The sequence below is a fragment of the Helicobacter pylori genome, assembly GCF_016755635.1.
Classification (GTDB): Bacteria; Campylobacterota; Campylobacteria; order Campylobacterales; family Helicobacteraceae; genus Helicobacter; species Helicobacter pylori_CQ.
This window is the reverse complement of sequence record NZ_CP051500.1, coordinates 880,575-901,646: the sequence shown is the minus strand read 5'-3', so window position 1 is coordinate 901,646 and position 21,072 is coordinate 880,575. Positions and strand designations below refer to the sequence as shown.

Sequence of the window (21,072 nt, the reverse complement as noted above, 5' to 3'; positions counted from 1 at the left end):
GTCTATGCCAGCTAGGCAATCTTTTACAGATTTGAAAAACCTAATTTTATGCGATATAGGCAACACGTGCATCCATTTCGCGCAAAATTACCAGCTCTTTTCAAGCACTAAAGAAGATTTAAAGCGTTTGGGTATTCAAAAGGAAATTTTTTACATTAGCGTGAATGAAGAAAATGAAAAAGCCCTTTTAAATTGTTACCCTAACGCTAAAAATATTGCAGGATTTTTTCATTTAGAAACCGACTATGTAGGGCTTGGGATAGACCGGCAAATGGCGTGTTTAGCGCTAAATAATGGCGTGGTGGTGGATGCGGGGAGCGCGATTACGATTGATTTAGTCAAAGAGGGTAAGCATTTAGGAGGGTGTATTTTGCCCGGTTTAGCCCAATATATTCATGCGTATAAAAAAAGCGCTAAAATTTTAGAGCAACCTTTCAAAGCATTAGATTCTTTAGAAGTTTTACCTAAAAACACCAGAGACGCTGTGAATTACGGCATGGTTTTGAGTATCATCTCTTGTATCCAGCATTTAGCCAAAGATCAAAAAATCTATCTTTGTGGGGGCGATGCGAAGTATTTGAGCGCGTTTTTACCCCATTCTGTTTGCAAGGAGCGTTTGGTTTTTGACGGGATGGAAATCGCTCTTAAAAAAGCAGGGATACTAGAATGCAAATGATGCAGAATTTGAGTTTTTTGGGCATGTTTTTAGCCGCTTTGAGCATGTCTTTAGGGCATTGTGTGGGCATGTGTGGGGGGATTGTGAGCGCGTTTAGTCAAATAAGATTTTCTAAAATTACGAGCTTTTCTTACCAGCTCACTTGCCATGCCCTCTATAATGTAGGGAGGATCAGCACTTACATGCTTTTAGGGGCTATAACGGCAGGTTTAGGGCGTAGTCTTAGCGTGGGCATGGGTTTTAGGGGCGTTTTATTCATTAGCATGGGAATTGTTTTAATCCTTTTAGCGCTCTTGGGAGCTAAAGTGGAAAAATTAAGCTTTCAAATCCCTTTCATCTCTTTTTTGATGAAAAAAACCTTGCAATCTCAAAACATTCTAGGGCTGTATTTCTTAGGCGTGCTGAACGGGTTTTTACCTTGCATGATGGTGTATTCGTTTTTAGCGAGCGTGATTCTCAGTCATAGCGCGTTTATGGGAGCGATACTAGGCCTTTCTTTTGGGCTTGGCACTAGCGTGCCGTTGTTTTTAATGGGGATTTTTTTGAGCAAGATTTCCATTTCTTACAGGAAATTTTTCAATCTTTTGTCTAAAGGCTTAATGGGGGTTTTTGGGCTTTATGTCCTTTATATGGGGATCATGCTCATTAATCATAAAATGCCCCATGCGATGCATCATCAAAATAGCACCACTCAGCATGATCATAAAGGAGCGCATTCGCATGGCCACTAACAAAGCCCTTTTTTTGGACAGAGACGGCATTATCAATATTGATAAAGGCTATGTGAGTCAAAAAGAAGATTTTGAGTTTCAAAAAGGGATTTTTGAATTGCTAAAGCATGCGAAATCTTTAGGCTACAAACTGCTTTTAATCACCAACCAATCTGGGATCAACCGGGGCTATTACACCCTTAAAGATTTTGAACAACTCACTGAATACCTCCAAGAAAGCTTGCTTAAAGAATTAGGTTTTAATCTGGATGGCATCTATTTTTGCAGGCACGCCCCAGAAGAAAATTGCGCTTGCAGGAAGCCAAAACCCTTTTTGATTTTACAAGCCGCTAAAGAGCATCAAATTTGTTTGGAGCGATCTTTTATGATAGGCGATAAAGAGAGCGACATGTTAGCCGGCTTGAATGCTAAAGTTAAAAATAACCTTTTATTGAGTGCAAATTTTTTAAAAACTTCTCATTCTTGGATACAATGTAAAGATCTTAAAGAGATGATGGAACTAATCAAATAAGGATAGTAATGCGTTATATTGATGATGGATTAGAAAATCAAACGATTTTAATCACCGGTGGGGCTGGCTTTGTAGGCAGTAATCTGGCCTTTTATTTTCAAGAGAACCACCCTAAAGCTAAAGTAGTCATTTTGGATAAATTCCGCAGTAACACGCTTTTCAATAATAACCGCCCGAGTTCTTTAGGGCATTTTAAGAATTTAATCGGTTTTAAGGGTGAGGTGATTGTAGCTGATATTAATAACCCCTTAGATTTAAGGCGTTTAGAAAAATTGCATTTTGATTATTTGTTCCACCAAGCCGCTGTTTCTGATACGACTATGCTCAATCAAGAATTAGTGATGAAAACCAATTATCAGGCTTTTTTAAACCTTTTAGAAATCGCTCGCCAAAAAAAAGCTAAAGTGATTTACGCTTCTTCAGCGGGCGTTTATGGCAACACCAAAGCCCCCAATGTGGTGGGCAAAAACGAAAGTCCTGAAAATGTTTATGGCTTTTCCAAGCTTTGCATGGACGAATTTGTTCTTTCGCATTCAAGCGATAACATTCAAGTGGGCTTAAGGTATTTTAATGTCTATGGGCCTAGGGAATTTTATAAAGAAAAAACCGCTTCCATGGTTTTGCAACTCGCTTTGCAAGCGCTGGCGTTTAAGGAAGTCAAGCTTTTTGAATTTGGCGAGCAATTAAGGGATTTTGTCTATATTGAAGATGTGATCCAAGCGAATGTGAAAGCGATGAAGACTCAAAAAAGCGGGGTTTATAATGTGGGTTATTCGCAAGCCAGAAGTTATAATGAAATAGTTAGCATTTTAAAAGAGCATTTAGGGGATTTTAAAGTGAGCTATATTAAAAACCCTTATGCTTTTTTCCAAAAGCACACCCAAGCGCATATTGAACCTGCTATTTTGGATTTAGATTACACCCCTTTATACGATTTAGAAAGCGGTATTAAAGATTATTTGCCCCATATCCATGCGATTTTTAAAGGACAATGCGCATGAAAAAAATCCTAGTCGTAGGCGATCTGATCGCTGATTATTATTTGTGGGGGAAGAGCGAACGCCTTTCTCCTGAAGCCCCTGTGCCTGTTTTAGAAGTCAAAAAAGAGAGCAAGAATTTAGGCGGAGCGGCCAATGTGGCTAATAACCTCATTTCTTTAAAAGCTAAAGTTTTTTTATGTGGGGTCGTGGGCGATGATTTAGAGGGCGAGCATTTTTTGAACGCTCTCAAAGCTAGGAATATTGACACTTCAGGCATTTTAACAGATAAAACCCGTTGCACCACGCTTAAGACGCGCATTATCGCGCAAAACCAGCAAATCGCGCGCGTGGATAAGGAAATCAAAGACCCCTTAAACGCTGATTTAAGAAAAAGACTTTTAGATTTTTTCACAGAAAAGATCCAAGAAATAGATGGCGTGATCCTTTCAGATTACAATAAGGGCGTGTTGGATTTTGAACTCACTCAAAAAATGATCACTCTAGCCAACCAATACCACAAGCTCATTTTATGCGACCCTAAAGGAAAGGATTATAGCAAATATTCCCATGCGAGTTTGATCACGCCTAATCGCGCTGAATTAGAGCATGCGCTCCATTTGAAATTAGACAGCCATGCGAATTTATTAAAAGCGCTCCAAATCTTAAAAGAAACTTATCAAATCGCTATGCCTTTAGTCACTTTGAGCGAACAAGGCATCGCTTTTTTAGAAAAAAACGAGCTAGTCAATTGCCCCACTATCGCTAAAGAAGTTTATGATGTCACGGGAGCTGGCGATACAGTGATCGCGTCTTTAACGCTCTCTTTATTAGAATCAAAGAGCCTAAAAGATGCTTGCGAGTTTGCCAATGCGGCGGCGGCTGTGGTGGTGGGTAAAATGGGGAGCGCGTTAGCGAGTTTAGAAGAAATCGCTTTGATTTTAAACCAAACGCACCCTAAAATCCTCCCTTTAGAAAAGCTGTTAGAAACTTTAGATCAGCAAAAAATCGTTTTCACCAATGGCTGTTTTGACATTCTCCATAAAGGGCATGCGAGTTATTTGCAAAAGGCTAAAGCTTTAGGGGATATTCTCATTGTGGGGTTAAATAGCGATAATTCCATTAAAAGGCTTAAGGGGGATAAACGCCCCATAGTGAGCGAAAAAGACAGGGCGTTTCTTTTAGCGAGTTTGTCTTGCGTGGATTATGTTGTGGTGTTTGAAGAAGACACGCCAATCCAATTAATTCAAGCCCTAAAGCCTGATATTTTAGTCAAGGGAGCAGACTATCTCAATAAAGAAGTCATAGGGAGCGAGTTTGCTAAAGAAACCCGTTTGATGGAGTTTGAAGAAGGTTATTCCACAAGCGCTATCATAGAAAAAATTAAAAGGACATGCAATGATTGATGATTTAATAAAAAAAGAATTTTTAGCCCATAAGGAAGCGTTAGAAAAAAGTTTAGAAAGTTTGCAAGATGCGTTAAAGCAAAGCGTTCATCTTTTGATAGAAACTTTAGAAAATCAAGGGAAAATCCTTATTTGCGGTAATGGGGGGAGTGCGAGCGATGCACAGCATTTTGCCGCTGAATTGACTGGGCGCTATAAACTAGAAAGGAAAGGTTTGAGCGCGATAAGTTTAAACACGGATACCTCAGCCCTCACCGCCATTGCGAACGATTATGGTTATGAAGAAGTGTTTGCCAGACAAGTGGAAGCGTTGGGGGTAAAAAACGATGTTTTGATAGGGATTTCTACAAGCGGTAATTCCAAAAATGTCCTAAAAGCTTATGAAAAAGCCAAAGATTTAGGGATGAAAACGCTTAGTTTAGCGGGGCGTGATGGGGGGAAAATGAAGTCTTTAAGCGATATAATGTTGATTGTCCCTAGCGATGACACCCCACGAATCCAAGAAATGCACATTCTTATGATCCACATCTTATGCGACTGCATTGAAAGGCATTTCGCTCGTAAAAATTAGCTTTATTGTTTCATTGATCTTTTTTAGATCGTGTCCCCATTGAAAATTGAATTTTTCACAATCACATAATCCACTTTTCGAATCGCTTCAAGGTCTCTCCCGCCTGCATAAGAGATTGAAGATTGCAAATCTTGATGCATTTCAATCAGCGTGTCTTTTAACGATCCTTTATGTTGGATCCAAATTTTCTTACCTTCTATATTTTTCTTTTCACCTTTTTGGAACTCTGATGCTGAACCGAAATATTCCTTATATAAGACACCATTTTCTATTTTTGTTTCTCCAGATGATTCTTCATGCCCTGCAAAAAGCGAGCCAATCATTACCATTGTCGCGCCAAAGCGTATGGATTTCGCAATATCCCCATGCGTACGAATACCGCCATCTGCAATAATGGGTTTTCTTGCTGCTTTAGCGCACCATCTAAGAGCCGCTAGTTGCCAGCCACCCGTGCCAAAGCCTGTTTTGATTTTAGTGATACACACTTTCCCAGGCCCGATGCCAACTTTCGTAGCGTCAGCACCGGCGTTCTCTAATTCACGGACTGCTTCTGGCGTGCCAACGTTCCCGGCAATCACAAAAGTTTTGGGCAAACGCGTTTTGATGCGTTGGATCATTTCAATGACAGAATTTGAATAGCCATGCGCAATATCGATCGTGATATAGTCTGGTGCTAATCCTTGCTTGGCCAACTCTTCTATCAAAAGACATTCTTCCTTTTTCACCCCAACGCTGATCGAACTAATTAATTGTCGTTCTTTCATCTTTTTGACAAACGGGATTCTTGCCGATCCATTAAAGCGGTGCATGATATAGAAATAGCCATTTTCTGCTAGAAATTCTGCGATCGATTCGTTGATGATTGTTTGCATGTTGGCTGGGACTATGGGCATTTTAAACGCATGTTTGCCTAGAATAACGGTCGTATCGCACTCTGAACGGCTATTCACGATGCATTTATTAGGAATGAGTTGGACATCTTCGTAATCAAATACTTTCAATGACATGATCCTTTTTTGCTTTAAAGCATTATTTTTACCTTAAATTGAATAAAAAATCAAGAGGAAATGATATAGGCTCGATCAAATTTTGGGCGTCAAAGACCTTATGAATAACCATAATAAGCAAGGGTTACAATATTGCAAAGAAAACGCTACAATAAACTTTCTCTAATCACAAAAAATAAGGAAATCATAAGATGCTACAAACCATCAACTTAACGCAACGCTATGCGACTAAAAAATTGTTTGAGAATGTGAATATCAAGCTGGATAAAAACAAACGCTACGGGCTGATTGGGGCTAATGGCGCAGGAAAATCCACTTTTTTAAAGATTTTAAGCAAGAGCATTGATTGCAGCAGTGGGGAAGTCATTATTACAAGCGGGATGAGGATGGGGGTTTTAGGGCAGGATCAATACGCTTTTGAAGATTTGAGCCTTAAAGATGCGGTTTTGATAGGCAATAAGCGTTTGTATGACGCTATCAAAGAAAAAGAGCGCTTATACACTGAAGGCGATTTGAGCGATGATAAAGTGAATGCGAGACTAGGGGAGTTAGAAACCATTTGCGTGGAAGAAGATCCCATGTATGAATGCGAAGTGGTGATTGAAAAAATCCTAGAAGATTTAGGCATTCCTAGCTCTAGGCACAATGATTTGATGAAAACCTTGCCAAGCAGCGATAAATTTAAAATCCTTCTCGCTCAAGTCTTATTCCCTAAACCGGATATTTTGCTTTTAGATGAGCCGACTAACAACCTGGATTTAAACGCCATTGAATGGCTAGAAAACAACCTCAAACGCCATGAAGGCACGATGGTAGTCATCAGCCATGACAGGCATTTTTTAAATGCGGTATGCACGCATATTTTGGATTTGGATTTTCACAGCGTGCGCGAATTTAGCGGGAATTATGACGATTGGTATATCGCTTCTACTTTGATGATTAAACAGCAAGAGGCCGAACGCAATAAAAAACTCAAAGAAAAAGAAGAGCTAGAAAAATTTATCGCTCGTTTTAGCGCTAACGCTTCCAAAGCTAAGCAAGCCACCAGCCGCCAAAAACAACTGGATAAATTAGACATTCAAAGTTTAGCGGTATCCAGCAGGAGGGATCCTAGCATTATTTTTAAACCCAAACGCACCATTGGGAATGAAGCTTTAGAATGCGAAAACATCTCTAAAAGTTATGACGACCAAATTATTTTAAATCAAGTGAGCCTGAAAGTGATGCCTAAAGACAAGATCGCTCTCATAGGGCCAAACGGCGTGGGTAAATCCACGCTTTGTAAAATTTTAGTAGAAGAGTTAAAGCCGGATACGGGCGTGGTGAAATGGGGAGCGACCGTTTTAAAAGGCTATTTCCCTCAAAACGTGAGCGAAGAAATTAGTGGCGAAGAGACCTTGTATCAATGGCTCTTTAATTTCAATAAAAAGATTGAAAGCGCAGAGGTGAGAAACGCTTTAGGGAGGATGCTTTTTAATGGCGAAGAGCAAGAAAAATGCGTGAACGCTTTAAGCGGGGGCGAAAAACACCGAATGGTCTTATCCAAGCTCATGCTAGAGGGGGGGAATTTCTTAGTCCTAGATGAGCCAACCAACCATTTGGATTTAGAAGCGATTATCGCACTAGGTGAAGCGCTCTTTAAATTTGATGGGGCAGTGATTTGCATAAGCCACGACAGAGAGCTCATTGATGCGTATGCTAACCGGATCATTGAATTAGTCCCAAGCCCTAAAGGCGCTTCAATCATTGATTTTAAAGGCAGTTATGAAGAGTATTTAGCGAGCAAAAAATGAAACCGCAAGATATTGAAATCGTTCAAAGCGTTTTAGAGATCACAGGACCGATTAGCCCTACTGAAGTGTATGATAAAGCCAAAGAGCTTTTTGAAAAAGGCGAGATTGAAAACATGTTTGATTGTGGGGGCAAAACCCCGCACCAGAGCGTTAGTTCTTATATTTATACAGCCTTAAACAAGGGCGAAGAACTGCCTTTTAAAAAAGTGCGAGAAAAACCAGTTTTAATCGCTCTAAAAAGCGCGATGAATGAGCCGGTTTTGAATACTCAAAAGCCAAGCGCTCCAAGCGCTAAAATCGTGCATAATAAAATTGCGCATGAAAGGGATTTGCACCCTTTTTTAACCTACATGGCTATTCATAATGAAAATTTGAAATGCTACACGAAAACCATTTTTCACGAAGAGAGTTTGAAATCGTCAAAAGGCATGGACAGGTGGCTTTATCCGGACATGGTGGGGGTTAGGTTTTTGCATGCTGAATTGTCTAATGAAAATTTAATCGCTTTTTCTAAGAAATTTGACACTTTACCCGTTAAACTGGTGAGCTTTGAATTGAAAAAAGAAATCAGCGTGAATAATTGCAGGGAGTGTTATTTTCAAGCGATTTCTAACAGCTCGTGGGCTAATGAGGGGTATTTAGTGGGCCGTCATATTGATACGCATAACCCCCAACTCATGGATTTATTGAAGCGTTTGCATGCGAGTTTTGGGATTGGCGTGATTGATTTAAGAACGGATGAGGACAAAAGCGCTATTTTATTGAACGCTAAATACAAAGAAAAGATTGATTACACCGTGGCTTCAGAACTTAGCGACAAAAATAAAAAATTCAGCGGTTTTTTAAAGAGCGTTGTGGATTATGACCCGGCTCACTCATACCGCTATAAAGATGAATTTGATGAGGTTAAAAAGAAAGAGGAGCTATACCCTAACTCATAAACTTTCTTTTTAAAAAACGAGGTTTTAAAAAACGCTTTAAGCGTTTTTATAAGGGCGTTTCAAAAACCCTAAATAAAGCGCTAAAGAGCAGCACGACCAAGCAATCCCTAATAAAAACCCTCCCAAAACATCGCTAGGGTAATGCACCCCCAAATAAACCCTATCATACGACATTAAAAAAATCCAAAAAAGCAAAACCACAGCAATAATCGTTTTAATGCGATTGTTTGTGTTAGAATAGCATAACAACAACGCCAAAGAGCCATAAAAAAGTGCTGAAGCCAAAGCATGCCCGCTAGGGAAACTAAAGCCATGCGCAAAAACCAATTCGCCATTGGTTACAGGCCGTGGGCGCGCCACTAAAAGCTTAAGGGATTTTAAGGTGAATTCACCTAATAAGATGCTAAAGAAAAACCACACCCCCAAAGCGATGCGTTTTTGAAACCCAAACCACAAACCAATGAGTAAGGCTATAGGAGTGGTGAGCTTGCTTTGTGCAAACCAAGTGCTAAAAAACACGAAAGAAAGCCACGCGCTCCCTTGAATGGGGGCAGGGTTGCGGATCAAGTCTATAAAAAATAAATCCAATTGTTGCACCCACTCTTTTTGAAAAGCCACCCCGCTTATTACGATGCCAAACAATATAAAAAAGACCACCCCCACTATTCCAAGCGTTTTAGCCGCTTTTTTCTCTCTCACGCTTATCGTTCTGTCAAATACCATTCAAACCCCTTTAAAAAATGACTTTTAAAAAGGCGATTATATCTTATTTACCCCACAAACGCATGGAAAATGCAAGGAATAAAAAATAATATTCTTAAGAGAATGTAATTATTTATAGAACTCTTATCTAAGCTTCTTTTTAAAGGAAGTTTATGAAGTTTTTTAAAATCCCTAAACTGCACTTAAATTCTAGAGAGTGCCAAGAAATGTTTTTAGACAATGTTAAATTTTCCAGAAAGACACAACAATTTTATTTCCAAAACTATCCAGATGTTAATGTAGAAATCTTTAGAAAAGTTGTTGAAGATAGGTTTTATAGCACTTTATTTGGTGGGGTTGGTGCTAGAAGGCTTTACAGAGAGCTTTGTGAGATTGCACTAAGTTCAAAAAGCAATAAAATTGCATTAAGTAGGCACTATTACACGCAAGTGCATCAGTGTGTAGATAGGTCTTTAAGAAATGCAATCAATGATTTGGAAGATCAAGGGTTAATTGAAGCGGTAAAAAATAAGCCAGGCTATGTGTATATCTATTTAAAAGACTTCACAAAAAATAAGGAGTTTCAAGGGAGTAAATTCAATAAAAACACTCTCCCTTCCCCTTTTTTTTTTAAGAATTATTAACTTTTTACAAAAGAACACACAAAGGCTAAAAAGCGTGAAGTATAGAGTTAATAACCAAATTTGCGAGCTTAAAGAGATCGTTTTTAATAAATTCAGACAATTTAACGACTTACTTTTTAGTTTTAGTCCTCTAAATGACACACAGACAATTTTTACGCTTAATTATAAAAGCTTGAGTAAAAAAACACTCCCTAGTAACAAATGTCCTTATCAAAAAGCTATTGTATTGAAAAATTTGCAAAGAGCTTTTAATAAATTGAGCGTTAAATCTAAAGATTTAAGAGTATGCGCATAAAGGCTTGATTATGGCTTATGTAAAGAACGCTATACACTTACCACTAGATAGCCTTTTAGAAAGAAATGGTTATAGATTGAACGCACAAAAAAGCACTAAAATTTGGAAAGTTTATAGTAGCGGCAATGAAAAGCTTCTTGTAAGACAAAACGCTAATTTTCAATGGTTTTATTTAAACTGCGACAATAAAGCTGATAGTGGCAATATTATCAATTTTTGTAAGAACAGAAATTTAGATTTAATAGGTTTTACGCAAGGCTTAATCATAAACGATAACACCATAAAAGAAAATACTCTTAGACTAGCCAATAAAGAAGCGGATAAATCTAAAGAGCAACAAAAAATTATTGATAAATTCAATCAATTTGAGCTTTATGATTTAACTAATTCCAAAATGTTAGAAAAAAGAAAGCTTAAGGGTAATCTTTTTTTAGCCTATAACCACTCTTTAAAAAGAGACAAGCATAACAACATGTGTGTACCTAACTTCTTATATTCTAAAAATAGCCATTCTAATAAGATCATTTCTTACACTAGACGCTTGGAAAATCCTATGACTAGCTTAAATAATCAAGTATTAAGCAGACCTATCAATGCTTTAAATAAGGGGGAAAAAGGTATAGAAATGCTGACCCCTAAGGATTTAAAGCCGGTTAAAAATATTGTTTTGAGTGAAAGCATTATTGATAGCATGAGTTATTTGCAACTAAGAAAGCTCAATGCTTATGAAAGCATTCTATTAAGCTGTAATGGGCAATTTAATGCTAATAAATTAGACGCTTTTTTAGAAAAATTATTGAGCGATATTGAGCAATCTAAAAGCAAAGAATACGCTGACTATCTTAAAAAGGTTCAGAGTTTTGAATTGTATAAAGGCACTCAAACAAGAATTGAAAATAAAACTAGCATCACTAGAGATAATTTAACTATCCATTTTTCAAGGGCTAAATATCCTAGTAGCACAGATTTCATGCCAGCTAAAGATTGGGTCAATGAAAGTGTGAAAAGTTTAGATGAATTAGTTAAGGTGATTACAAACTACCATTATTCAAGCGCGATCTATAAAAATAATTATAGAAATACCCATAACACCAAAGGTTTTTCTAATTTGCTTATTTTTGATATAGATAATGACAAAGATAAACCTAATATTAGCCTAGAAGAAACTAAAAGTCTCTTTAAAAAACATGGCCTAGAAACGCTTATTATCCCATCAAGAAATCATAATAAAGAAAAGCACAGACACATTGCTGAAAGATTTAGAATCATTATTCCCACACAGCAAACTATAGGGCAAGATTTTAATTGCAACGATGATTTTAGTGCCTTTAACAATCTTTGCGCTAAGGCTTTGGGTATTTATGACTACATAGATAAAAAAGTTTCTGTGGATAGATCAAGGGCGTATTATAAAAGCCCTAATGATGCAACGCCTATTATTTTAAAAGGGCGCATTATGGATTTAACCCATTTAAAACAACAAGCAATGAGTAATTTATTTACACAGAACACGCAAATCCAAACCACAGAGCCTGAGCCTGTGAATAAACCTGATTTATCTTTAAATATTGTTTTAGCTTATGACAATGATAAAAATGGACAAGTCTATACACAGATTAGTGAAGAAATCATTTATAAGCATACAGAAAATATGCCTAATGTTTTTATCCCATATTCTAAGGATTGTAACGATGACTTAAAACTAGCCAATTTGATCGGTAATGATCATATCAATAGTGAAATGATAAAAAACTTTTTAGAAAGAATAGAGAGACAATCTTTGTTTTTTGATGGTGAGAAGAAAGAAAAATTAGAAGCTCTTAAAAATGAGTGCTTAGCCTTAATAAAAGAACAAATAATCTCACAAAACAACACAAAAGAAAATGAAAAACCAATTCAAGGAGTAGATTATGAAATGTAAAAATTTCAAAGAAAGAGCTTTGTATTTTATGCTGTTAGCTATGCCCAATTTATTGTTGGCAAATGGCACTGGTGTGTGGCAGTCTAATGCATTGCAAACAATCATCAATTTTACTAGCGGTCCTTTTATGAAAGCAATAGGTGCAATTATTGTGATTTGTGTGGGTATTTATGTAGTTAAAAACCTAGACAGGTTAGGAGAAATTGCGTGGAAATGTATAGGAATAATTTTAGCCACTATCGCTATTGCAAACGCTCAAACGATTGCTACCAAATTATTTGGAGTTGGGTGAATGATTTTAAATTATGTAGAGACCATCAATGTTAGAGAAATATCTAAAAAAGAGAAGTTTTTAAAGCTTAATATGAATAGTTGGATCATTTCTTTTTTGAGCGCTTCTTTCTTATTTGTGTGGTCTTTATTGTATGGCGTGGTGCTATTGGTAGCATTGGTAACAATGTTTTACATATTAGAATTTTTTGATGAAGATATTACAAACATTATCTTGGCAAACCTAATGCTAAAAAATGACACTAAAGAATATTATGCTTAAAGGGTTTTAAAAATGTTTCTTGGTTTAGAGGGTTTTAAAAAATTTATTTTCAATTTCTTAAGTTCTTGTATTCCTAGCCAATATTCTTTAGTTCAAGAAAATAATATTAATGGAAAATTTGATGAAAAGTTTGTGTTAACGCATAAAGGAAACTTAGTAGGAGCAATATCTTTATGTGGAATAGCTTATTCAAATTTTGATAAAGAAGAGGTGGCTACACAATTTTTATACAGAACACAAGCTTTAAATGAATTGATAGATGGTGTTACGCTAAGAATTGTTGCTAAACGAAGAGATATAAAAACTCAAACTATTTACAACAAAGATGGCGTGAGTAAATATGCTAAAAAAATTGTTAATGCTTATGAAAAAAATAAAGAATTTTATATCACGACTTACTATTTAATTATTGAAACAAAAAGCGTCAATATAAAAGGGCTTTTAGAAAAGTGGAAAGCAAAAATGACTACTGATAAGTATGTAAATAATGATGAAGAGAAACCTTTAAAAGATAATCTTAAAAACTCAGAAGCACAAAAACAGGAAGCTTATAAAATAAAAAAGAATGTGCTAGAAAATAAAGAATTGCAAGATAAAGCAACTCTTTTAGCTGAGATTTTAAATAAGATGAGTTCCATACTAACAGACTTTGAGCCTAAATTTTTAAGTTCAGACGATCTATTGAATTTATACGCTGAATATTGTAATGGTCATTATTGTGATTTTAAATACAAACAAGGACGATTGAGCGATGGGAATATCCAATCTCATTTATATTTTAAAAAAGACCACTTTATACATGACTATAACGGAATAGAGACTTTTAAGCGTTTTATTGCTGTGAAAGCTTATGATGTGGATAATATCACTTCTTTGGCTTTATCTAATCTTTTGTGTGAAAAGTTTAACTTAGACATTTTGCTTACCATAGAAGCTATGGATAAAGAAAGAGCTTTGTTTTTTATTAGAGAGCGTAAAAAACGCTCTAAAGATATTAGCTATCAAAATATAGAATATTTAGAGCAAATGGTTTCTACTGACAGAGCGCAAATACAAAAAGTTAGTTTATCAATCATGGTTTTTGCTAATTCTAAAAAAGAATTAGATAAAAAATCAATTATTGTATATAACACTTTGAAAAAAGAAGGCTTTTCAGCGGTTTTAGAAAGCATCAATATGCGTCCTATATTTTTTTCATTTTTTCCTGAAAGAAACTTTTTAAATTCACGCCTAAGACCTCAAACTAGCCAAAATATTGCTAGTTTGATTATGTTTGAAAAATATCAAGAAGGCTTTAAAGAAAATAGTTGGGGGGATTGTCCTATCAGCGTGTTTAAAAATCAAAATGGATCAGCACACTTTTTCAATTTTCAAGCTAAGCAAGGTAGAGATAGAAACGACAATGTTGTAGGTCATACCATGATAATTGGTAGCACAGGAAGCGGTAAATCCACTTTTATTAGTTTTTTAATCGCCAATTTACTGACTAAATACGATATGAGTGTGGTAGCTCTTGACAGAATGAATGGTTTAGAGATTATGACTGACTTTTTTGAAGGTCAATACAATACTGCTAATACAGATGGTGGTTTTTATATCAATCCTTTCAGTTTAAAAGATACAGAAGAAAATAGGCAATTTCTAGCAAATTGGATTAAATTTATGCTCAATATTGATAGCAATAACCAACAAGATAATAAGGCTTCTCAGTCTATAGATAAGGTTATTAGAGATACTTATAATTACATGGGTGAACAAAAAAATCAAATAAACTTATTAGAAATTGCCAAAAATTTAGGCTCTAGCGAACAAGATTTTAATGAGATTTTAAAATCACAAGGGGAAAAAGTCTATTTTAAAAAATTTCAAGATTGTTTAGACTTTTCTAAAAGTCCTTTAAGTGTGATCAATATGGATGTTTTTGCTAATGATAAAAAACTTATGGGGCTAATTGCTATGTATTTGTTCCACAAATTGTTTTTTGAAGCAAAGGAACACAACAAACCTTTTTTCCTATTCATTGATGAAACTAAAGACTGCATTATGCATCCTATAATGTTTACCTATATCGCTAACGCACTCGCTCAAGCTAGAAAAATCAATGGAACACTTTGCATGGCGTTTCAAAAAATATCTCAAGTCAAAGAATTAGGTATTGATAAAGCAAAGAGTTTGATAGGCAACCTTTCTCAAGTGATTATCTACCCCACAAAAGATACTGATGAACTAATAGAATGCGGCGTTCCATTAAGCGATAGCGAAATCAATTTCTTACACAACACGGATATGAGAGCCAGACAAGTGCTAGTAAAAAATATCGTTACAAACGCTTCAGCTTTTATTGAAATTGATTTAAAAAAAGATTTGCAAGAACTACTTTATATTCTTGATAGCAATGCTGGTAACAGAAAAATCCTCAATGATCTTAAAAAAACAAACCAAGAAACTTATAAAGAAGAGTATTTAAAAACTAAAATGAAAAAAGAAAGCGAGAATATTCAATATGTATAAAAACTGCGTATTTATCATAGAAAGTCCCAATAAGATCGCTAAAATCAAAGAATTAACAGGAAGTTCATTTGTTTTTGCGACTGGTGGGCATTTTGTTGAGCTAGTCAATATTGAAGTGAGTAAAGAATTTAATCCTATTTTTGAAATCAAAAAAAGCACGGATAAGAAAAAGGATAAATCCACTCATATCAACTATATGATAAATCAATGTAGAGATAAAGTGGTCTATATTGCTACTGACCCTGATAGAGAGGGTTATGGTATAGGTTATAAATTTTATGAAAAAATCAAAAATATAGCTAAAACAATTTATCGCACTGAGTTTCATGAAATCACAAAAAGCGGTGTAGAAAAAGGCTTGAACAATGCTGTGCTATTTTCTCAAAGCAATCTCAATCTATATTATAGTTGGCTAGGTAGGATTGCAAGCGATCAATTTGTAGGCTTTACTTTAACGCCTTATTTGCACAAAAACATTAAAAATTTTGAAGTGAGTGCTGGTAGGGTTCAAACGCCTGCTCTTTCCATTTTAGTAGAATTAGACAGAAAAATCCAAGCCTTTGAACAAAAGAATATTGATGAGAAATTAAGTTATAGTATAGAAGCTATTATTGATGTGTTAGGTTCTCAAATCTCTATTACTTTAGTAGAAGAGAATAAAAGGAAAGTGTTTGAGACCAAAGAATTAGCCCAAAACTTTTTAAATGACTTAAAAAACAATCTTAACCCCTTAGCTTTTTTAGACGCAGTAGAGCAAAAAGATAAAGAAAAATCTCCACCTAAACCTTTCACCACTTCTAATCTTTTAAAAGATGGGGTTAGAATTTTAGAAATGGGCGTTAAGCAAATCCAAGAACACGCCCAAAAACTTTTTGAAGCTGGATTGATTACTTATATTCGCACCGATAGTGAAGCGTTAAGTAAAGAATACTTGCAAGAGCATCAAGCGTTTTTTGAAAATATTTATCCTAGCGTGTATGAATACAGAGAATATAGGGCTGGTAAAAATTCACAAGCTGAAGCGCATGAGGCTATAAGAATTACACACCCTCACTGCTATGAAGATCTTAAAAAAGTGTGCGAGAAACACAATATTACAGATATTAATGATTTAAAAGTCTATACGCTTATCTTTTTTAACACCATTTGCTCTCAAAGTAAAAACGCTATTTACGAAAACACAACTTTAAATTTTAAAGTAAAAACACACAGCTTTAAATGCAGTTTTAGCAAACTCAAATCTAAAGGCTTTAAAGCGATTAAAGACTTAGAAGAAGAAAAGAAAGATGAAGAAGAGATTGAAAGCGATCTTGATTTTTCTAGCTTGCAATTAAAAACTCAAATGCCTATTTTAGATTTTAATATCAAAGAACTAAAAGCTAAAGCTCCTAGCCCTTATACTGAAAGCACTTTTATCGCAATGATGGAAACCTATGGCATAGGAAGACCTAGCACTTATACAAGTGTATTTGAGATCTTAAAAAACAAAAACTACATTACATTAGAGAGCAAAAATAGGAAGATCACGCCCACAGCTCTTGGTAAAAGCATTGTTGATTTCTTTTTGAATGATAACCAAACACAATGGATTGCTATTTCTAAAGTGGATGATAGTTTTACAAAAAAATTAGAAGAAATGTTAGATATGATTATAAAAGATGGTAAAAGTGCTTATCTTGATTTAATGCAAAATATCCAAAAGAAATTAGGCACAGAAATTTCTAACTTATATAGAAATAATAGCAATAACAACGTTTCTGCTACAAAAAAAGAAATGATACCTCCAACTGAAAAACAACTTAATTTTGTAGAAACTATAGAAAAAACTCTTCAAATAAAAGCTTCTGATATGGCAAAAAAAGACAAGTTTGCATGCATGAAGTTTATAGAAGAACATAGTAAAAAAATGCCCAAAAAGGATAATTGATGGTATTAAAACTTGTATCTATTTGTTATGCAGTCATTATTCTTATGGGTTGCTCCAATAAACAATATGAAATGTATAAAAGCCCTTGCGCGAACTTAGAAAATCCACAAAAAGGCTTTAAGGCATAAAATGGAAAAAGTTTGCATGAACGCATGGGAGTTGCCTAAGGTTTTAGAAGAAAGATTAAAAGAAAAATATGGCGATGATTGGGAAAAATATGTTAAGGCTAAAGCAATAAACGAAGAAGAGCTTGAAGAACAAGTCAAAGATAAAGCCAAAGAGCAACAAAAGATACAAAGAGAAAAAACACTCAGTGGATTTTTAAAAAAAATTGGTCTAAAAAAGCGTGATATGTTACAAAGCACTATGCTGTTTGATGGAGTCAAAGAAGCTGATGTACTTTTTCAAGCAGAGCGTAAAATTGGCGATTGGATCTTTAGCAGTGCGGTGTTCTTTTTTGCTCTAGCCCTTATAGAAGCCATTATTATTGTATGCTTATTGCCGTTAAAAGAAAAAGTGCCTTATTTGGTAACCTTTTCAAACGCTACACAAAATTTTGCCATAGTCCAAAGAGCAGACAAGAGCATCCGTGCCAATCAAGCGCTTGTGAGACAATTGGTAGCGTCTTATGTTAATAATAGAGAAAATATTTCAAGTATAAAAGAGCAAAACGAAATAGCCCACGAAACCATTAGGTTGCAAAGCGCATTTGAAGTATGGGATTTTTTTGAAAAACTTGTTTCTTATGAACATAGCATTTACACTAATATAAATCTAACACGAAAAATTAGCATTATCAATATCGCTTTAATCAGTAAAACCCAAGCCAATATTGAAATATCCGCACAACTTTTTAATAAAGAAAAGTTAGAAAGCGAAAAGCGTTATAGAATAATTATGACCTTTGAATTTGAACCTATTGAAATTGATACAAAATCTGTTCCCTTAAACCCTACAGGCTTTATTGTTACAGGTTATGATGTGACTGAAATTGCGATTTTAAAAGACTTAGATGAGAAAAATAAAGTCAAAGATGATGGTGTGAAATCTAGGATTATCCATACCGAGAAAAAAGACCCTCATATGAGCCAGTATAAAGATGTTAAGGAACAATAATGAAAAAATTCACTCTATCGCTATTTTTGTGCTGTGCTTTACTTCGCACTGAAGAGGATATTTTTAGGAACAACACCAATGAAACTGATCTTACAAGTTCTTTTGAACATGCTAAAGAAAACAACAATCTTATCCCAGCAAAATCTGATAGTTTAGAAAGTTTCAAAGAACAAGAAAACAAAGAAAAAGCCAAACAGCTTATGGATTTAAAAGCCTTACAGAGCGTGTATTTTTCTAAAAATAGAAAATTACAAGACAATAATTTCAATGTCTTGTATGTGGCAGGCAACACCAACAAAATCCGCTTACGCTATGCGATGACCACTACTTTTATTTTTGATAATGATCCTATTATCTATGTGAGCTTAGGCGATCCTAGCGGTTTTGAACTCACTTACCCCACTAATGATCATTACGATTTGTCTAACATGCTAGTGATCAAGCCGTTACTTATAGGTGTGGATACGAACCTAACCGTAGTTGGAGCGAGCGGCACAATTTATACCTTTTATTTGTTTAGCACCACTTACACCAGCAAATTTCAAAGCTATTTTTCAGTGTTTGTTTCTAATAAAAGATCTATCGGTAAGCTCAATATTCTGTCTAAGAGCGAGTTAGAAAAAAGGGAACAAGAACAATGGGCTCAAACAGAAACAGGAACAAATAGCCCTAATAAACAAGACAAACAAAAGCTTGATTATAGAAAAATCAATTACGAGAGCAAGGAAATTGATGATGGCAAGTTTATAAGAATTGGAGATGAAGTCAATCACATTTTCATTGAAAAAGCTAAAATCAATCGTGGTTATTTGCAAAAACCCAAACACAAACGCACCTGGTGGAGTTTGTGGCTTTATAAAAAACCCAGTGATAATGCACTTGATATAAAGGCGCTAGATGTCTTTGATGATGGCAAATACACTTATTTTAGATATGACAGGGATCAAGCCTTTTCAAAATTTCCTTACACCTATAAGGTTGTAGATGGGTATGATAATCCTATCAATAGCCGTGTGGTAGGGAATTACATTATCGCTGAAGACGTTTCTAAAAAATGGACTTTAAGAAGCGGTAAGGAATATGTGTGCGTGAGAAGAGACAAGCGCAAATACCAAAAGTCTAAGGACTTCATGCGTTTAAAAAGGCTTTTAGAGCAAGATGAAGCCATGAAATCCAAACGAAATAATATGCATTTGATTGAAGACACTACGCCTCAACCTAAAAATGCCATTAGCGTAACGGAGTTGTTAGCTCAAATCAAAAACCAAACTCCAAGCAAAGAATGCCGAGCCTTAAATGAAGAAGAGATTAAAACTTTAGAAGAGGTTAAAAACATCATAAAAGCTCCTAAGCCTTTGCAAAAAGATTTGAAAAACAAGCTCAAAAAACACCCAATCAAAACCCATTATTGTGTGCCTATCCCCTATATAGAAAGACCAAAAACCACTGATAATTTAGAGAATAATAAAAAGGGGCTGAATAACACCAAAAAACAAAATCAAGCAAACCCTATTAAAGAGATTAAAGAAAACAAGAAATGAAAAAACTTCTTTTACTCTTGGAGCATAAAATCATAAAAATTGGCTTAATTATTGTGATTGTATTAGCTGGTTTTTTTCTTTTTTACGAACAAGAAATCAAAGAAAAAGCTGTTAATGTTTCTCAAGGTAAATTCCCCATTTCATCTTATTTGTTTCAAGCTTACCAAGGTATTAAGAATAAAATAGATGCTATCAATGAAGTGAAACCAAACGATGAAACTAAAAGCGTTAATGAGAATATAGAAAAAACACAAAAAGATTTAGATGATTTTAATGCTCTAGTGCAAAAATTACCAAATTTGCCTAAGGATTTTAATAAAACGCTTATTAAACCACAAAGTCCATCCTTCAACTACAATACCGCTAACGAAGATGAAAAAACCCGCCTTGTGATTTTAGCGTCTCGTATTAGCAGCCAAAAAGAAACGCAACCTCCCATTTCTATAAAAAACAGCGTTTCTCACATAAAATCCAAAGAAAAACGAGAACTTGAAAAAGAATACGGCTCTAGTGGGTTTAAAAATTTTAAAAGAAAAAATATAGCGAGCAGTGAAAACAAACTTTTAAGAACAATTACAGCTGATAGGATGATCCCAGCCATTCTGATCACTCCTATTAGCAGTGAAATAGGGGGGAGTAAGATAGTCGCTCAAGTGGAGAGCGATATATACGCAACGATGGGTAGAGCGGTTTTAATCCCTAAAGGGAGTAGAGCCATAGGCTATTACAACTCTAATAACAAAATAGGAGAATACCGCTTAGAAATTGCTTGGAATAGGATCATCACGCCACAAGGAGTCAATATCATACTAAGCGATGCTAAGGGAGCTGATGTCAAGGGCTATAACGGCATGATAGGCACACTCCATAACAAATATTGGGAACGCTATGGCATTCCTTTATCCTTAAGCACCTTGTCAAATGGGCTACTCATAGGTCTTACTAGCGGTCTTACCGAAGCGATGAAAAACAAAAGGGGTGGTTTTAATCAAAACTATTTTGGAGATTACATGATGATGCAAATGACGAGGCAAACTGGTATCAGCCTAAATAACATTATCGCTCAAATCATGCGAGATCAAATCAGGATTAAGCCCATTATCACTATTAGAGAAGGAAGCCATATTTTTATTAGTCCTAATACGGATATTTGGTTTCCTATCCCTAAAAACAATGAAGTCTTAGCGAAATTTTTTAATGAAGAAAAGGAGCAAAACAATGATACAAAATAGCATTATTAATAATAATT

Annotated in this window: 19 protein-coding genes and 2 pseudogenes; 19 read left to right on the top strand and 2 right to left on the bottom strand. The window is 35.3% G+C overall.

Features of this window, described 5'->3' with window-relative positions; translation table 11 throughout:
- Positions 1-4 precede the first annotated feature (4 nt).
- From HG567_RS04195 to gmhA, 6 genes are read left to right on the top strand one after another with little or no spacing between them, the layout of a single operon-like run.
- Positions 5-676, top strand: coding sequence for a type III pantothenate kinase (locus HG567_RS04195; protein ID WP_202139303.1), 672 nt, complete (start codon positions 5-7; stop codon positions 674-676).
- Positions 667-1,407, top strand: coding sequence for a sulfite exporter TauE/SafE family protein (locus HG567_RS04190; protein WP_202139302.1), 741 nt, complete (start codon positions 667-669; stop codon positions 1,405-1,407). The genes HG567_RS04195 and HG567_RS04190 overlap by 10 nt, the downstream gene beginning before the upstream one ends.
- Positions 1,397-1,918 carry a D-glycero-beta-D-manno-heptose 1,7-bisphosphate 7-phosphatase gene (gmhB, locus tag HG567_RS04185; RefSeq protein WP_187940606.1) on the top strand — a complete coding sequence of 174 codons (522 nt, stop codon included), beginning with the start codon at positions 1,397-1,399 and terminating at the stop codon, positions 1,916-1,918. Before HG567_RS04190 ends, gmhB begins: the two co-directional genes overlap by 11 nt.
- An 8-nt stretch (positions 1,919-1,926) precedes the next feature.
- On the top strand, positions 1,927-2,919 hold the full coding sequence (gene rfaD, locus HG567_RS04180) for an ADP-glyceromanno-heptose 6-epimerase (RefSeq protein WP_202139301.1): 993 nt from the start codon (positions 1,927-1,929) through the stop codon (positions 2,917-2,919).
- Positions 2,916-4,301, top strand: a complete 1,386-nt coding sequence (gene rfaE1 / locus HG567_RS04175) for a D-glycero-beta-D-manno-heptose-7-phosphate kinase (RefSeq protein ID WP_202163664.1) — start codon at positions 2,916-2,918, stop codon at positions 4,299-4,301. Before rfaD ends, rfaE1 begins: the two co-directional genes overlap by 4 nt.
- Positions 4,294-4,872: a D-sedoheptulose 7-phosphate isomerase gene (gene gmhA / locus HG567_RS04170; protein WP_202139299.1), complete on the top strand. Its 579-nt coding sequence runs from the start codon at positions 4,294-4,296 to the stop codon at positions 4,870-4,872. Before rfaE1 ends, gmhA begins: the two co-directional genes overlap by 8 nt.
- Before the next feature lie 23 nt (positions 4,873-4,895).
- On the opposite strand, the gene HG567_RS04165 is transcribed toward gmhA, so the two are convergent.
- Complete coding sequence (locus tag HG567_RS04165) at positions 4,896-5,873, bottom strand: GMP reductase (protein WP_202139298.1); 978 nt, start codon at positions 5,871-5,873, stop codon at positions 4,896-4,898.
- Positions 5,874-6,070: 197 nt separating this feature from the next.
- Between HG567_RS04165 and HG567_RS04160 the strand changes: the two genes are divergently transcribed.
- Both HG567_RS04160 and HG567_RS04155 read left to right on the top strand, forming a co-directional pair.
- The gene (locus HG567_RS04160; protein ID WP_202139297.1) at positions 6,071-7,672 is read left to right on the top strand and encodes an ABC-F family ATP-binding cassette domain-containing protein; all 1,602 of its coding nucleotides are present in this window, start codon (positions 6,071-6,073) and stop codon (positions 7,670-7,672) included.
- Entirely contained in the window at positions 7,669-8,613 is a 945-nt protein-coding gene (locus HG567_RS04155) for a COG2958 family protein (RefSeq protein ID WP_202139296.1), read from the top strand. Before HG567_RS04160 ends, HG567_RS04155 begins: the two co-directional genes overlap by 4 nt.
- A gap of 36 nt (positions 8,614-8,649) precedes the next feature.
- Here HG567_RS04155 and HG567_RS04150 read toward each other — a convergent pair whose 3' ends face one another.
- Positions 8,650-9,336, bottom strand: a complete 687-nt coding sequence (locus HG567_RS04150; protein WP_202139295.1) for a phosphatase PAP2 family protein — start codon at positions 9,334-9,336, stop codon at positions 8,650-8,652.
- Between the two features lie 17 nt (positions 9,337-9,353).
- Between HG567_RS04150 and HG567_RS07950 the strand changes: the two are divergent.
- From HG567_RS07950 to HG567_RS04105, 11 genes and pseudogenes are all read left to right on the top strand, one after another.
- Positions 9,354-9,422 (top strand): annotated as a pseudogene (locus HG567_RS07950) (type I restriction endonuclease); the annotation flags it as partial.
- Between the two features lie 66 nt (positions 9,423-9,488).
- A pseudogene (locus HG567_RS04145) lies at positions 9,489-10,254 on the top strand (hypothetical protein).
- 10 nt (positions 10,255-10,264) lie between these two features.
- Positions 10,265-12,175, top strand: coding sequence for a toprim domain-containing protein (locus HG567_RS04140; protein ID WP_202163663.1), 1,911 nt, complete (start codon positions 10,265-10,267; stop codon positions 12,173-12,175).
- Complete coding sequence (locus HG567_RS04135; RefSeq protein ID WP_000649851.1) at positions 12,165-12,467, top strand: TrbC/VirB2 family protein; 303 nt, start codon at positions 12,165-12,167, stop codon at positions 12,465-12,467. The genes HG567_RS04140 and HG567_RS04135 overlap by 11 nt, the downstream gene beginning before the upstream one ends.
- Positions 12,468-12,728 carry a virB3 type IV secretion protein gene (locus HG567_RS04130; protein WP_187872444.1) on the top strand — a complete coding sequence of 87 codons (261 nt, stop codon included), beginning with the start codon at positions 12,468-12,470 and terminating at the stop codon, positions 12,726-12,728.
- A 12-nt stretch (positions 12,729-12,740) separates the two neighbouring features.
- On the top strand, positions 12,741-15,239 hold the full coding sequence (locus tag HG567_RS04125; protein ID WP_202163662.1) for a VirB4 family type IV secretion/conjugal transfer ATPase: 2,499 nt from the start codon (positions 12,741-12,743) through the stop codon (positions 15,237-15,239).
- A complete protein-coding gene (locus HG567_RS04120) occupies positions 15,232-17,166 on the top strand; it encodes a type IA DNA topoisomerase (RefSeq protein ID WP_202139291.1) in 1,935 nt (644 codons plus the stop codon). The genes HG567_RS04125 and HG567_RS04120 overlap by 8 nt, the downstream gene beginning before the upstream one ends.
- On the top strand, positions 17,166-17,294 hold the full coding sequence (locus tag HG567_RS07880; RefSeq protein ID WP_000243255.1) for a hypothetical protein: 129 nt from the start codon (positions 17,166-17,168) through the stop codon (positions 17,292-17,294). The genes HG567_RS04120 and HG567_RS07880 overlap by 1 nt, the downstream gene beginning before the upstream one ends.
- 1 nt (position 17,295) lies before the next feature.
- Positions 17,296-18,282, top strand: a complete 987-nt coding sequence (locus HG567_RS04115) for a VirB8 family type IV secretion system protein (RefSeq protein ID WP_202163661.1) — start codon at positions 17,296-17,298, stop codon at positions 18,280-18,282.
- Positions 18,282-19,823 (top strand): TrbG/VirB9 family P-type conjugative transfer protein, encoded by a 1,542-nt coding sequence (locus tag HG567_RS04110; protein ID WP_202139289.1) that lies wholly within the window; start codon positions 18,282-18,284, stop codon positions 19,821-19,823. The genes HG567_RS04115 and HG567_RS04110 overlap by 1 nt, the downstream gene beginning before the upstream one ends.
- Complete coding sequence (locus HG567_RS04105; protein ID WP_202139288.1) at positions 19,820-21,055, top strand: DNA type IV secretion system protein ComB10; 1,236 nt, start codon at positions 19,820-19,822, stop codon at positions 21,053-21,055. The genes HG567_RS04110 and HG567_RS04105 overlap by 4 nt, the downstream gene beginning before the upstream one ends.
- The last annotated feature ends 17 nt before the right edge of the window (positions 21,056-21,072 follow it).

Excerpts from the sequence above, each read along its gene's own strand:
- HG567_RS04195 (WP_202139303.1), top strand. The coding sequence starts at position 5 with ATGCCAGCTAGGCAATCTTTTACAGATTTGAAAAACCTAATTTTATGC.
- rfaE1 (WP_202163664.1), top strand. The coding sequence starts at position 2,916 with ATGAAAAAAATCCTAGTCGTAGGCGATCTGATCGCTGATTATTATTTG.
- HG567_RS04125 (WP_202163662.1), top strand. The coding sequence starts at position 12,741 with ATGTTTCTTGGTTTAGAGGGTTTTAAAAAATTTATTTTCAATTTCTTA.
- HG567_RS04135 (WP_000649851.1), top strand. The coding sequence starts at position 12,165 with ATGAAATGTAAAAATTTCAAAGAAAGAGCTTTGTATTTTATGCTGTTA.
- HG567_RS07880 (WP_000243255.1), top strand. The coding sequence starts at position 17,166 with ATGGTATTAAAACTTGTATCTATTTGTTATGCAGTCATTATTCTTATG.
- HG567_RS04105 (WP_202139288.1), top strand. The coding sequence starts at position 19,820 with ATGAAAAAACTTCTTTTACTCTTGGAGCATAAAATCATAAAAATTGGC.
- HG567_RS04140 (WP_202163663.1), top strand. The coding sequence starts at position 10,265 with ATGGCTTATGTAAAGAACGCTATACACTTACCACTAGATAGCCTTTTA.
- HG567_RS04115 (WP_202163661.1), top strand. The coding sequence starts at position 17,296 with ATGGAAAAAGTTTGCATGAACGCATGGGAGTTGCCTAAGGTTTTAGAA.
- rfaD (WP_202139301.1), top strand. The coding sequence starts at position 1,927 with ATGCGTTATATTGATGATGGATTAGAAAATCAAACGATTTTAATCACC.
- gmhA (WP_202139299.1), top strand. The coding sequence starts at position 4,294 with ATGATTGATGATTTAATAAAAAAAGAATTTTTAGCCCATAAGGAAGCG.
- HG567_RS04160 (WP_202139297.1), top strand. The coding sequence starts at position 6,071 with ATGCTACAAACCATCAACTTAACGCAACGCTATGCGACTAAAAAATTG.
- HG567_RS04130 (WP_187872444.1), top strand. The coding sequence starts at position 12,468 with ATGATTTTAAATTATGTAGAGACCATCAATGTTAGAGAAATATCTAAA.
- HG567_RS04155 (WP_202139296.1), top strand. The coding sequence starts at position 7,669 with ATGAAACCGCAAGATATTGAAATCGTTCAAAGCGTTTTAGAGATCACA.
- HG567_RS04110 (WP_202139289.1), top strand. The coding sequence starts at position 18,282 with ATGAAAAAATTCACTCTATCGCTATTTTTGTGCTGTGCTTTACTTCGC.
- HG567_RS04150 (WP_202139295.1), bottom strand. The coding sequence starts at position 9,336 with ATGGTATTTGACAGAACGATAAGCGTGAGAGAGAAAAAAGCGGCTAAA.
- gmhB (WP_187940606.1), top strand. The coding sequence starts at position 1,397 with ATGGCCACTAACAAAGCCCTTTTTTTGGACAGAGACGGCATTATCAAT.
- HG567_RS04190 (WP_202139302.1), top strand. The coding sequence starts at position 667 with ATGCAAATGATGCAGAATTTGAGTTTTTTGGGCATGTTTTTAGCCGCT.
- HG567_RS04120 (WP_202139291.1), top strand. The coding sequence starts at position 15,232 with ATGTATAAAAACTGCGTATTTATCATAGAAAGTCCCAATAAGATCGCT.